The organism is Microcystis sp. M31BS1 (assembly GCF_020245285.1).
GTDB classification, from domain to species: domain Bacteria; phylum Cyanobacteriota; class Cyanobacteriia; order Cyanobacteriales; family Microcystaceae; genus Microcystis; species Microcystis panniformis.
This window is the reverse complement of sequence record NZ_JADBVE010000244.1, coordinates 20,773-33,295: the sequence shown is the minus strand read 5'-3', so window position 1 is coordinate 33,295 and position 12,523 is coordinate 20,773. Positions and strand designations below refer to the sequence as shown.

Here is a 12,523-nt window from a genome sequence, read left to right as displayed (position 1 = left end):
TTCCAATCGGTCAACATTGAAGAAGTTTGAGCGTAGCCTACTCTTTCTTGCTTTTCGTACCAAGCTTGTGTTCGTTCGTGGAGAGCTTTGTTGTAAACTAATCTTACACAGCCCAATGTGCGCCGCAATAGCGACTCTTGTTCGGGTGTGGGGTAAAATCGGAACGAGTAGGCTTTTTCCATACCTCACGTTTTAGCATATATTTCGTAAACGATGCTCATATTTAACAGTAAAGCCGTCGTAGAACGACGGGGTTTCAGACCCAAATTTTCGATGAGCAAGACTTTGGACTTTGGGCCGAACAAATGGCCGATTTATTAGCCTCTGGTCGGTTTTCCGAGTTAGATATTGAGAATTTAGTCGAAGAGGTGCGGGATTTGTCGAAACGGGAGCGCGATCGCTTACTCGCTAGTCTCAGATTAATTTTGCATCATTTATTAAAGTGGGAGTATCAACCTCAACGGCGATCCAGGGGTTGGTTGGGAACTATTCAAGGAGAAAGAGCTAATATTAGGCTTTATTTGGACGATAGCCCCAGTTTAAGGCGATATTTAACCGATGAAAGCCTATTTAAACTCTATGCTGTTGCTTGTTGCGATGCCTTTAGAGAGACGGGATTAGAGTTTCCCCCCGTTTGTCCCTACGGTATTGAGGATATTTTAAATCGTTCTCTTCATTTGTCGGAACGATAGGCGAAAAACGATTAAAGTTGGTAAGCTTAGATAGTATCCACAGAATCTTAAGTTTATCGCCATGGTTGACCCGTTAATTGTCTGGGGGGTTACTCAAGCCGCAGGTTCGCTTGTTCGTTCAGTAATGCAAGAGTTGGCAATAGAGGGTGCAAAAGATTACGGAAAGGAATTTTTTAAAAATAGTCTAGGTAAAGTGTTACACTTACCCGAAAAAGATGTTCAAAAAGAAGCTTATGGCAAAGCAATGAAGGAGTTTTTAGAACTCTTTCAGCAACAGTTAGAAATGGCCGATCTGGAAGATGATCAAATTAAAAACTTTGAAAAACCTCTCAAGACTTTTATTAAAGATGACCAAGTTAAACCTATTTTAGGGGATGCTTTTGATATTGATTGTCAAATTCTTGATACTTTGACGTTAGCTCAATCTTGGCAAAGACTCAATTTATCGCCGTTACCTGCTAAATTTAACTGGGAAAAACTCGGTAAATTTTATTTGAGAAAAACTCAGGAAATTATTCAAAATTCTGAAAAGCTAAGAGCCGTTTTTTTAGTTAAGTTACAGAATAAAGATAGCCAAAATATTCAAGAAATAGCAGGAGTTAAAACAGATTACAATTTAGATGACTATGCCGAAGGCTTAAAAAAGGAATATGGCCATCTTAAATTAGAATCTTTAGACACAACGACTTATGAGCAAATCAAACTCTGGCGAATGTTTGTGCCGCAAAATGTGAGACGATGCAAACAATTTATTCCTCAACTTTATGAATTACCTAAAGAAGTGCTGCAGGAACTTGTAGATAGGGGAGAAATTACTCAAGCAGAACTACAACGAAAACGGCAAGAATATGTCAATGAAAAATTAGATCCTGTTTTGAATATCGTCAATTCTTCTGAATACCCAAGAACTGTAATTTTAGGTGATCCGGGTGCGGGAAAATCGAGTTTATTACAGTATTTAGCTTTAAATTGGGCTGAAAAAGAACTCAGTCAGCGTGTTTTGCTTCCCCTTCCTCTTTTGATAGAATTGCGTATTTATGCCAGAGATAAGGATGAAAAAAAGTGTAAGAATATTCTAGAATTTTTCCATCAAGGTAATCTGATTTGTCATCTCAATCAACTTGCTTTAGATGATAAGCTTAAAAAAGGTCAGGCTCTTGTGCTTTTTGATGGTTTAGATGAAGTTTTTAATCCTCAATTAAGACAAGAAATTGTCACGGATATCAAACGTTTTAGTATTCAATATCCTCAAGTGCAGATTATTGTCACTTCTCGCTGGTTAGGATATAAAGCAGAAGAATTAAATCATGCTGGTTTTGAACATTTTATGATCCAAGATTTAGATAAAGATCAGATTGAAGATTTTATCAAACGTTGGCATGATTTAGCTTTTGAAAATCGAGATGATAAAACCCAAAAACAAGAACGTTTACAAAAGGCAATTAAGGAGTCAAAAGCGATTCGAGAATTAGCAGGAAATCCTTTATTATTAACGATGATGGCTATTCTAAATCGAACTCAAGAATTACCAAGAGATCGCTCAAAACTTTATGAAAAAGCGTCAGAGGTGTTATTACATCAATGGGATTTTGAAACCAAGGAAGGATTAATTGATCCTGAACTGAAAAAATATCTTTATAATATTGATCTACGAGATAAAAGGGACATTCTGCGTTTAGTCGCAAGTGCCATGCAAGCAGGGGAAAAAGGGTTAGATGCTAATTTAATCTATAAGGAAGAATTAGAAAATATTTTGACTCAATATCTTGAAGGAACGGGAATTAACAAACGAGATGCTAGTGATCTGACTGATTTAATTATCAAACAACTGCGCTATCGTAATTTTATTCTTTGTTCTTTAGGTGGCAATGCTTTTGCTTTTGTTCATCGAACTTTTTTAGAATACTTTTGTGCTTGCGAGTTTTATGAAAGATTTAAAAACCGAGGATTCCCAGACGGAATTACTCTTGAGGAATTGAAAACCAAAGTATTTGGAGAACATTATTCAGATCCTGTTTGGAAAGAAGTTTTATGTTTATTGATGGGGATGCTAAGTGCAGAATTTCCCAAAGAAGTTGCTGAAGAATTAATTAACTATCTCCTTGATATGGAGGAAACATATAAAAAAATTTCTCATCTTTTTTTGGCAGCAGATTGTTATGGAGAATTGCGAAACCAGTCTATTTATGTTGAACTAAGTCAGCGATTGTTAGATAGTCTTCAATCCTTAACGTCTTATAGGTATGCTGGTAATTATTTTAAGGAAATAATAATTGCTAAAATCGGAAATATCTGGCAAAATGATCGGACAGGATGGAGTGTTCTTCAAGCCATAGCAGTTGAGCAAAATTACCGGAATTGCGAAAGAAAAGCTGTTAATCAATTATCTAGAATTGCTAAAATTCATTCTGAGGCGTTAGTTTATCTACAGGAAGTTGCTAGACAAGGTGAATCAGCGGCAGGTATAGCAGGTCAAGCTTTAGCCAATTATTGGCGAGATAATCCGCAAACTTTACCCATTATTCAACAACTAGCTAATAAGGGTGAATCAGAAGCAATTGAAGCTTTAGTAATTCATTGGCGAGATCACCATCAAACTTTACCCATTATTCAACAACAAGCGAATAAAAGTCAATGGAAAGCAATTGAAGTTTTAGCCAATTATTGGCGAGATAATCCTCAAACTTTACCCATTATTCAACAACTAGCTAATAAGGGTGAATCAGAAGCAATTGAAGCTTTAGCAAACCATTGGCGAGATGATCCTGAAACTTTACCCATTATTCAACAACAAGCTCATAAGGGTAAATCAGAAGCAATTAAAGCTTTAGTAACCCATTGGCGAGATAATCCGCAAACTTTACCCATTATTCAACAACAAGCTAACAAGGGTCAATCAAAAGCAATTCAAGCTTTAGCAAACCATTGGCGAGATAATCCTCAAACTTTACCCATTATTCAACAACAAGCTAATAAGGGTGAATCAGAAGCAATTGTAGCTTTAGTAACCCATTGGCGAGATAATCCTCAAACTTTACCCATTATTCAACAACTAGCTAATAAGGCTGAAGGGGAAATTATTGGATTTTTGACGGCATTAGGTAGAATAACAAATGACTCGGAAATAGGAGCAATTATCGAAACCATATTAGCTAGAACGGATGTAGATGCTAAAATCAAAGAAGGTTTTCAAGAATTTCTTTACTATAGTAATTTCAGAGATTGGAGAAATCCCGATTAAGATAGTCAGAACAAAAGAGAGTGGGATAGTCAGAACAAAAGAAGCACTGGCGGTTATTTTTCTACTTTAACAACTAAAATAACTGATCCTGAAATTTTAGTAAAATCTTTGCAGGATTTAGGAATAATAGTTAAACGTGAAGCAGATGTTCGTGGTTTTAACGGTCAAAGAGTTAGAGCAGATATTGTTGCTGTGCTAGAGGGAGATTATGATCTAGGTTGGAATCTTAATACCGACGGAAGTTTTGACTTAATTGCTGATTTATCGGGAGTTGCTAAAAAACATGATCAAACTGAATTGATTAAGAGTATCAATGCAAAATATGCTGTTAATAAAACCCTTAAAGAAATTAAAGAGAGAGGTTTAAATAAGCGCAATCTCTAATCTGCTAATTTTGTAGGGTGCGTGTTTGCGGCTACTAATTCTGTTAAAAAACTCAAATTAACAATCCGCACCCCACGCAGCAAATTTATTATTAAATTGGTGCATTATGCTTTCGCACTTTACACCCTAAGAGTGGTAAGTAGTCGTGCAAAATAAATTTCCTGGTGAAGAAATGCAAAAGGCAAGAGGCAAGAGGCAAAGGGGGGGTTAGATATGTGTAATTAATTTTGCCTAGGTACTTACGAAGTTGAAGGGTGATCGTTCTTGTCGGTGGGGTGGAGTGCGATCTCTGTCATCGAATAAGATATAATTGGGAAGGTCAAAATAATTAAAGCATTATGAGTTACCAAAACATTATTACCATTGAACCAGGAAAACGAAGCGGAAAACCCTGCATTCGAGGAATGCGTATAACTGTGTACGATATTCTAGAATATTTAGCAGCAGGAATGACAGAAGCAGAAATTCTTGAGGATTTTTCAGAATTAACTTCCGAGGATATCAAAGCTTGTTTGGCTTTTGCTGCTGATCGAGAGAAAAAATTATTTATCACCTCTTTATGAAACTGTTATTAGATGAAAATTTGTCAGATCGGATTATTGATAAAATAATTGATTTATATGCTGATTCTCAGCACGTCAAGACTTTAGGACTGATCAATACTGATGATGCACTTATCTGGGAATTTGCCAAATTCAACGATTTTGTAATTGTCTCTAAAGACTCCGATTTTCATCAGCGCAGTCTATTATATGGTCATCCACCAAAATTTATCTATCTTCGTATTGGTAATAGTCCCACTTCAAAAATTATCGAAATTTTAAGAGGTTATTTTTTAATTATTGTTGAATTTTTTGATAGTGAAACAGAAAGTCTGTTGATATTAGGTTGAGTGCGATCGCATCATTTTGCGATCGCCTAATCTTGTAGGGTGCGTTAGGCGGTTACTAATTTTGATGAAAAACCAAAATTAACAATCCGCACCCCACGCACCAACTTTGTCATTAAATTGGTGCGTTACTGCGATTAATTTTCTAACTGGATTGACCTAAGGAAACCCAACACACAATTAGATAGAGTTTGCCGAAAAAGCTTTTCGTGGGGTTAGGAGTCGGTCTTCAGTATCCAGTATTCAGTGATTCAGATGCGGGTTTTCAGTTCACTGTTCACAGCAAAATACTCCCCAATCCCCCACTTCCCCAATCCCCCACTTCCCCAATCCCCCACTTCCCCAATCCCCCACTTCCCCACTTCCCCAATCCCCCACTTCCCCAATCCCCCACTTCCCTATCCCTTTTAAACAGGATTTAGTATTAGCCTGTATCAGCATTTCTGATTCTATAGTTAAGTTTGGCTAATAACAGCTTATTTTTAGTTGCTTGTCAAGCCCCTATTATAATTTTTAATCTCTGATCCTTAGTCCGATTTAACATTAATATTAAAAATCTAGTTTTTTGTAGCGAAGACAACAGTTTTATTAATCATTATCTGCATTTATAGAGGGAAATCGAGGGAGGCTGATAATCCCTGAAAGCCTTGTCAATACTAGCGTTATTACCTCTCGAAATTTCACTAATTCCCCAAGTTTTCCTAATCTTGCCCCCCTCTAGGAGACAAAAAATTAAAAACTTCCCATCTTAACTTGGTTTTTAGCGCAAGTCAACCCTTTATTTAAATTTTTGATTCTCTTGCCCGATAACGATATAAATTCTCGTAATGACCAACCGATTTTCCGTGATACGGTTGAACAGAACGCAACCAAGTTAGCTTTGCAAGCAAAAAGGAATGTTAGCAAATTCCTTCAGCTTTGCATTGGGAACTTGCTAACGAGCAATAAGAAAGTCTATGAATAAACAACTGATCAACAAACTACAAGCTGTAACTGCCCTTACCGTAGTGGGGACTACAGCCTCGATAATTTGTTCCCAGACAGCAGGACACAGCAACAGCCTGACGGATATTAGCGTAGGTCGTCAAACTGTTATCGAGTCAACTACTCAAACCTTTCTGTCCGCTTTTTCTAATAGTCGAACATTCGATTCAGATATTAAAGTATCACGTTCGGTTCAAGATAATGCTAACGAAATTCTTAAAACTTTGGAGTCCCTAGTGGACAAAGAAAATACCGTCCCAGCAAGCGTTACACCCCGAACCCAAGAGGCCATTCCTTCGACGATACAACCCCAATCACAACCCAATCAAGTCAAACCAGTCCCGGCCAGCAATCCTACCTCAGTGACACCGCCAGAGAAGCCGAAAACAACCCAAGGGACAAAAACCAGCAGTCGCCCCCGTAAACGGGGAATGGCCTCTTGGTATGGTTCCGGTTTCCACGGTCGTCGCACCGCTAGTGGTGAGACTTTTAACTCTAGTGGTTTAACTGCCGCCCATCGCTATCTACCCTTCGGCACCAAGGTTAGGGTAACTAATCTGCGTAATGGGCGCTCGGTGGTGGTGCGAATTAATGATCGCGGTCCGTTTAGCGGTGGTCGCGTCATCGACCTCTCCAGAGGTGCGGCAGCGATTATCGGTGTCTTCCAGTCGGGAGTTGCCCCAGTGGTCTTGGAAGTTTTAGGCAGATAATCAGTAAACAGTTATCAGTAAACAGTTATCAGTGAAAAGACAGCACTGTTAATCTGCTTCTGGGAAAATCTAGTACAAATGCTCAGGCTTCCTCCTTATCCCTGACTTGAAAGAGGGTGTAGGGTGTGGGGTGTAGGGAAGGAAACCTCTTTCATCTCTGGTGGTGAAAATTTTTTCATCGGGACTGACTAAAAACTCACATCTGATCAGTGATAACTGATAACTGATAACTGATAACTGATAACTGATAACTGATAACTGATAACTGATAACTGATAACTGCTATAGTGATCCTATTGGGATTTGACGGGGTTTATGTTAGAAATTAACGATTTATCGGTTAATTATGGCGGAATAAAGGCATTACAGCAGGTTAGTTTAAGGGTAGAAACGGGGGAAATTGTCACCCTGATTGGAGCGAACGGAGCAGGAAAAACGACGACTCTAAAGACGATATCTCGGCTTTTAACAGCAAAGACGGGGCGAATAATCTATCAGGGTCAAGATATTACCCATTTACCGCCCCATGAAATCGTTAAACGGGGAATTGCCCATAGTCCAGAAGGGAGAAGAATCTTAGCTCGTCAAACAGTCTTGACAAATTTGCAGTTAGGTGCTTATACGAGAAGCGATCGCCTAGGAGTAAAAAGTGATATCGAAGAGCAGTGGCAACTGTTTCCCCGACTATCGGAGCGCCGAGAGCAGTTAGCGGGAACCCTAAGCGGTGGGGAACAGCAGATGCTGGCGATCGCCAGAGCTTTAATGAGTCGTCCCAAGTTATTGTTACTAGACGAACCCAGTTTAGGACTAGCGCCGCAGATAGTGCGAGAAATCTTCAGTATTATCCGTAAATTAAATGAATCGGGAGTAACTATCCTGTTAGTGGAACAAAACGCCCATTTAGCCCTAGAAACTGCCAATCGCGGCTATGTTTTGGCAGCGGGACGCTTGACTATTGCGGGAGAAGCTGGGGATTTACTCAAGGATGAGCGAGTCAAACAAGCTTATTTGGGCTGATCAATCACAGTGCGGTGATCATTGAAGAAAATCTATAGTAAAACTTGGTAAAAAATATTAACAAAATTTTACAAAGTCGCATAGAATGAACACATAACGAAATAGGTATTTTTTCTTACTGCCATGCTAACGGCTAACTTCCCCTGGCTCACTGCCATCATTTTGCTCCCCTTGCTTGCCTCCTTCCTAATCCCTGTAATCCCCGACAAGGAAGGAAAAACTGTTCGTTGGTTCGCTCTTGGAGTCGGACTAGCAGACTTTATATTAATGTGTTACGTCTTTTTACAAAAATATGATTTAAGCAACCCCAACCTACAATTAGTGGAAAAAATCGATTGGGTTCCCCAAATAGGTTTAAGTTGGGCGGTGTCGGTGGATGGTATATCGGCACCGTTAGTTTTATTAGCAGGATTGGTGACAACCCTTTCTATCTTGGCCGCATGGCAAGTGGACCGTAAACCCCGTTTATTCTACTTCCTGATGCTGTTGCTCTACGCCGCTCAGATTGGTGTTTTCGTCGCCCAAGACTTATTATTATTCTTTTTAATGTGGGAAATCGAGTTAATTCCCGTTTATCTACTCGTTTCCATCTGGGGTGGTCAAAAACGTCGTTATGCCGCCACTAAATTCTTACTCTACACCGCCGCCGCTTCTATCTTCATCCTCGTTGCCGGTCTAGCCATGGCCCTTTACGGTGGTGGTGCGATGACCTTTGATATGGCGGAATTAGGATTTAAAGATTATCCCCTCGCTTTAGAATTAGTCCTTTACGCTGGTTTATTAATCGCTTTCGGGGTCAAACTCGCCATCTTCCCCCTCCATACTTGGCTCCCCGATGCTCACGGTGAAGCTTCTGCACCTGTATCGATGATTCTCGCTGGTGTTCTCCTCAAAATGGGTGGTTACGGTTTAATCCGCCTTAATATGGGGCTTCTACCCGATGCACACATCTACTTTGCTCCGATTCTAGCGATTCTCGGTGTCGTCAATATTATCTACGGTGCTTTCGCTTCCTTCGGTCAACAAAACATGAAACGCCGTCTCGCTTATTCCTCGGTTTCACACATGGGATTCGTCCTTTTAGGGATTGCTTCCTTTACCGATGTGGGTATTAGCGGTGCTATGTTACAAATGCTCTCCCATGGTTTAATTGCCGCCGTCTTATTCTTCCTTGCTGGTGTCACCTATGACCGCACCCATACCTTAGCTTTAAACGAGATGGGTGGGATTGCCCAAGCGATGCCGAAAGTCTTCGCTCTCTTTACTGCCGGCGCCATGGCTTCCCTCGCGTTACCCGGAATGAGCGGTTTTGCCAGTGAAATTACTGTATTCATCGGTGTCACTAGCAGTGACGTTTATAGCCAAACCTTCCGGGTTGTGACTGTCTTCCTCGCTTCCGTTGGTTTAATCCTCACCCCGATTTATCTACTCTCCATGCTCCGTCAAGTTTTCTACGGAGATGGTTCTTCCTGCGATATTACTAACATTCTCCCCAACAAAAGTAACGAACAGGCAGTTTGTTTTGGTACTAGCTGTGTCCTCCCTCATGAATCAGAATATAGTGACGCTAAACCCAGAGAAATCTTTATCGCTGTCTCTTTCCTCGCTTTGATTGTCGCTATCGGTTTCTATCCCCAACTGGCTACCCGTATCTACGATGTGAAAACGGTGGCAGTTAACTCGGAAGTGCGTCAAGCTTACACAGAAATCGCCGCTACTCGTCAAAATATCTACGCTGAAACTCAACTGGACGTAAGCGCCAAAGTTGCCAGCATCCTCCAATAAATTGGCAAGTCTAAAGTGAATAGGTTATCAGGAGTAGAAATTCTGCTCCTGATTTTTTTTCGAGGAGATAATACTAAATCCTGTTTAAAAGGTATAGGAGAGTGGGGAGCGCCGGAGCGCCGGAGCGGGGAGAAACAATCCATAACTTGGGAGTTAATCACACTATTAAAAACGGATTTAGTATAACTTCTGCTGATCACCAGAAGTGAGAGAAAGTCACAAATATGAGATACACCCGATTGATAGTGAACACTCATTATATATTAATAAACATAAATAAATATGAAGTAATTTAAGTTTCAAGAAGAATGAACCCGATCTTTTTTACGATGGGGGTAAAAGTGATTTTCAATTTCTCAGGTTGAAAGATGAATCCAGATTAAGCTATCTCAACGATAAGAGGACAAGCCAATGTTTGAAGATTTTACCTATATTACCGATGAGGCTTTTTTAGAGAATTATTGGTGGGAAGAAAAAGTTATCTGTCCCCACTGCCAGGGCAAAGAAAGAATCTATCTAGAGACGGAGAATGAATCCGTCCCCTGTAAATTCTGTGAGGGTAAAGGCATTATTAAACGAAAACAAGAGGAAACTAACTATTCCTAAAAATCTGTAAAATTAGATACCATACATTAAAAATATTCTTGAGTTAAAACCTCTGGCTGACATTGTTTAATTTCGCTGTTAATTCCCAGGGCAGATTCCGATTGGAGGTCTTCGATATAACCGGATTGATAGGATAAAGCTTCAGAAAAACTCTCGAAAGGACCGAAATAATAGAGACATTTCGGCTGACTGGTGGTGATCTCTATCCACCAGGGTTGAGGTGGCAAACTAGGCTTAATCTGGGCAGTTTCTGGGTCAAGAGGCCTTATACTGAGAATCTTGGCACCTTGGCGCAGGAGGCGCTGTGTTTCTTGACTCATGCGGCTTTTAGGTACTCGCAGGACTGTCCGGGAGAAGCGTTGAGGCAAAGAGCCAGAAGAACCGGAAAAAACAACTTCATAGAGAAATATTTGATTCTCTCCCTGATTATTAGCCTCTAGCATACAGAAAAGATTCTCTTTTGGGGGTAAGGGTTAAAAAAACAGACGCTACTTTGAGCAGATGACTCAAGCAAAATCATCTCCTAACAGAGTAGCGCATCTTGATACGATAGCATAGAGCGGCAAAAAGTTAGGTTTTGACCTACTCTCCCCTCACAGCATAGCTTGACGAGAGATTCTTCAACAAGAAGAACCCGATAGAGTTCTTTATGATGCTGTAGCTGGATATATGGCCGTTATCTTAATGGTGAGGTACAAAGTTTTTGTTTTTTGGAGTCGGTGGTCGATGCCAAATCCTCTTATACTTCATCTTTATGAGAAACCCTGTCAATAGGGTTTGCGGCAAAAAGTTTTTCCTAGGGGTAGGGTGTGGGGTGTAGGGTGTAGGGGTTTCCCCATTTTTGAATTGGCGAATTACCTAATTTTCAGGGAAAAAGTCCCTAAATTTTCCCACCGAACAATCCAATGGCTGGCACTTTTTGATTTCAAAAAGACCAAAAGATATTAGCCAAAAAGGTTTTTATATTTATGCAGCAGTCTCTCAATAATATTGACAACAAATAGAGTTTTTAAACAAATATGCAGCCACCAAAATTAAGCTTAGGAACCAGATTATTTTTATCCCATCTCCTCGTTATGGTGGTGGGATTGAGTAGCTTTATTATCATTGCTAAATTATCTTCTCCGCGAATGTTTGTTTTGCGTTTAGAACAGTTAGAAAGGCAGGGATTTTTTACCGTGCGATCAGCGAGAACTTTCTTGGTTAGGGGTTTTGAGACAGCTTGGGATAGTAGTGCTGTTTGGTCATTCATTGCCGGAGGAAGCGCAGCTGGTTATCTAAGTTTTTTGGTTTCTCAACGCATTATGAAACCGGTAAAACAAATGAAACAAATCACTAAAAATTTTGCTGAAGGGGATTTATCGGCGCGAGTTCCAGAAAGCGAAATCCCCGAATTAAATCAATTAGCCATCAGTTTTAATCAGATGGCGATTAGTTTAGCCGATGTGGAAAAAAGGCGCCGGGAATTAATCGGTGATCTTACCCACGAATTACGCACACCCTTAACCGTGGTACGGGGATATTTAGAAGAATTAGCCGATGGTGCGATCAAACCTAATCCAGAACTTTATCAGAAATTAGTGAAAGAAACCCGCAGGTTAGAACGTTTAACCCACGATCTACAGGAGATATCGCAAGCGGAATCTGGTTATCTCTCGATTAAACTGCAACCTGTTAATTTATTACCTTTGTTAAATTCTCTCATCGAAAAATTTGCCGATCAATTATTAGAAGATGGACCGACTTTACAGTTAGATTGTCCCCCCAATTTACCAGCTGTCATGGCCGATCCCGATCGCCTGGAACAAATCTTAGTTAATCTGCTCGGTAATGCCATTCGTTACACTGATAATGGTGCAATTACCCTGCAAGTGACAAGGGACAAAAACCACCTACAAATTGCCGTTATCGATACGGGAATCGGCATCGCAGCCGAGGATTTACCCTTTATTTTCGAGCGCTTTTGGCGGGCCGATCGTTCTCGTTCCCGTTATTCTGGGGGTAGTGGTATTGGTTTAGCGATTACCCGTCGTTTAGTGGAATTACACCAAAGTCAAATCGAGGTGGAAAGTCAATTAGGTAAAGGCAGCACTTTCCGTTTTTCCCTAGCAATATCGGCCAATTGAGAGATGGGGAAGTGGGGAAGTGGGGAACTGGGGAACTGGGGAAGTGGAGCATTTGGCTGAAATTTCCCTAAACCCCTAAATCCCTATCA

12 protein-coding genes are annotated in these 12,523 nt (G+C 40.3%); 10 read left to right on the top strand and 2 right to left on the bottom strand.

The genetic code is table 11. The annotated features are described in order from the left end of the window. A partial coding sequence (locus IM509_RS14525; RefSeq protein ID WP_272079382.1) for a helix-turn-helix domain-containing protein occupies nt 1–182 on the bottom strand: 182 nt, incomplete at its 3' end. An 84-nt stretch (nt 183–266) separates the two neighbouring features. Here IM509_RS14525 and IM509_RS14520 point away from each other — a divergent pair. The 9 genes from IM509_RS14520 (at nt 267) to IM509_RS14480 (ending at nt 10,308) form a co-directional block, all read left to right on the top strand. Next, nucleotides 267–692 carry a DUF29 domain-containing protein gene (locus IM509_RS14520; protein ID WP_072927569.1) on the top strand — a complete coding sequence of 142 codons (426 nt, stop codon included), beginning with the start codon at nt 267–269 and terminating at the stop codon, nt 690–692. A gap of 61 nt (nt 693–753) precedes the next feature. Then, complete coding sequence (locus IM509_RS14515) at nt 754–3,933, top strand: NACHT domain-containing protein (RefSeq protein ID WP_072927572.1); 3,180 nt, start codon at nt 754–756, stop codon at nt 3,931–3,933. A gap of 78 nt (nt 3,934–4,011) precedes the next feature. After that, nucleotides 4,012–4,317, top strand: coding sequence for a DUF1257 domain-containing protein (locus IM509_RS14510; RefSeq protein WP_052276958.1), 306 nt, complete (start codon nt 4,012–4,014; stop codon nt 4,315–4,317). A gap of 338 nt (nt 4,318–4,655) precedes the next feature. Continuing rightward, the gene (locus IM509_RS14505) at nt 4,656–4,880 is read left to right on the top strand and encodes a DUF433 domain-containing protein (protein ID WP_002745983.1); all 225 of its coding nucleotides are present in this window, start codon (nt 4,656–4,658) and stop codon (nt 4,878–4,880) included. Continuing rightward, nucleotides 4,877–5,209 carry a DUF5615 family PIN-like protein gene (locus IM509_RS14500; RefSeq protein ID WP_072927574.1) on the top strand — a complete coding sequence of 111 codons (333 nt, stop codon included), beginning with the start codon at nt 4,877–4,879 and terminating at the stop codon, nt 5,207–5,209. Before IM509_RS14505 ends, IM509_RS14500 begins: the two co-directional genes overlap by 4 nt. Nucleotides 5,210–6,162: 953 nt before the next feature. After that, nucleotides 6,163–6,900, top strand: a complete 738-nt coding sequence (locus IM509_RS14495; RefSeq protein WP_185236918.1) for a septal ring lytic transglycosylase RlpA family protein — start codon at nt 6,163–6,165, stop codon at nt 6,898–6,900. A gap of 315 nt (nt 6,901–7,215) precedes the next feature. Continuing rightward, entirely contained in the window at nt 7,216–7,917 is a 702-nt protein-coding gene (locus IM509_RS14490; protein ID WP_002788859.1) for an ABC transporter ATP-binding protein, read from the top strand. Nucleotides 7,918–8,040: 123 nt separating this feature from the next. Beyond that, on the top strand, nt 8,041–9,702 hold the full coding sequence (locus tag IM509_RS14485; RefSeq protein ID WP_052276955.1) for an NAD(P)H-quinone oxidoreductase subunit 4: 1,662 nt from the start codon (nt 8,041–8,043) through the stop codon (nt 9,700–9,702). A gap of 411 nt (nt 9,703–10,113) precedes the next feature. Beyond that, nucleotides 10,114–10,308: a hypothetical protein gene (locus IM509_RS14480; RefSeq protein ID WP_004159306.1), complete on the top strand. Its 195-nt coding sequence runs from the start codon at nt 10,114–10,116 to the stop codon at nt 10,306–10,308. Nucleotides 10,309–10,334: 26 nt separating this feature from the next. Here IM509_RS14480 and IM509_RS14475 read toward each other — a convergent pair whose 3' ends face one another. Next, nucleotides 10,335–10,751 (bottom strand): DUF1816 domain-containing protein, encoded by a 417-nt coding sequence (locus tag IM509_RS14475; protein WP_185236919.1) that lies wholly within the window; start codon nt 10,749–10,751, stop codon nt 10,335–10,337. Nucleotides 10,752–11,327: 576 nt separating this feature from the next. Between IM509_RS14475 and IM509_RS14470 the strand changes: the two genes are divergently transcribed. Continuing rightward, a complete protein-coding gene (locus IM509_RS14470; protein WP_052276954.1) occupies nt 11,328–12,434 on the top strand; it encodes a sensor histidine kinase in 1,107 nt (368 codons plus the stop codon). The last annotated feature ends 89 nt before the right edge of the window (nt 12,435–12,523 follow it).

Bases quoted from the DNA above. Each gene is read 5' to 3' on its own strand.
- IM509_RS14470 (WP_052276954.1), top strand. From the start codon at position 11,328: ATGCAGCCACCAAAATTAAGCTTAGGAACCAGATTATTTTTATCCCAT.
- IM509_RS14490 (WP_002788859.1), top strand. From the start codon at position 7,216: ATGTTAGAAATTAACGATTTATCGGTTAATTATGGCGGAATAAAGGCA.
- IM509_RS14485 (WP_052276955.1), top strand. From the start codon at position 8,041: ATGCTAACGGCTAACTTCCCCTGGCTCACTGCCATCATTTTGCTCCCC.
- IM509_RS14480 (WP_004159306.1), top strand. From the start codon at position 10,114: ATGTTTGAAGATTTTACCTATATTACCGATGAGGCTTTTTTAGAGAAT.
- IM509_RS14515 (WP_072927572.1), top strand. From the start codon at position 754: ATGGTTGACCCGTTAATTGTCTGGGGGGTTACTCAAGCCGCAGGTTCG.
- IM509_RS14505 (WP_002745983.1), top strand. From the start codon at position 4,656: ATGAGTTACCAAAACATTATTACCATTGAACCAGGAAAACGAAGCGGA.
- IM509_RS14495 (WP_185236918.1), top strand. From the start codon at position 6,163: ATGAATAAACAACTGATCAACAAACTACAAGCTGTAACTGCCCTTACC.
- IM509_RS14475 (WP_185236919.1), bottom strand. From the start codon at position 10,751: ATGCTAGAGGCTAATAATCAGGGAGAGAATCAAATATTTCTCTATGAA.
- IM509_RS14500 (WP_072927574.1), top strand. From the start codon at position 4,877: ATGAAACTGTTATTAGATGAAAATTTGTCAGATCGGATTATTGATAAA.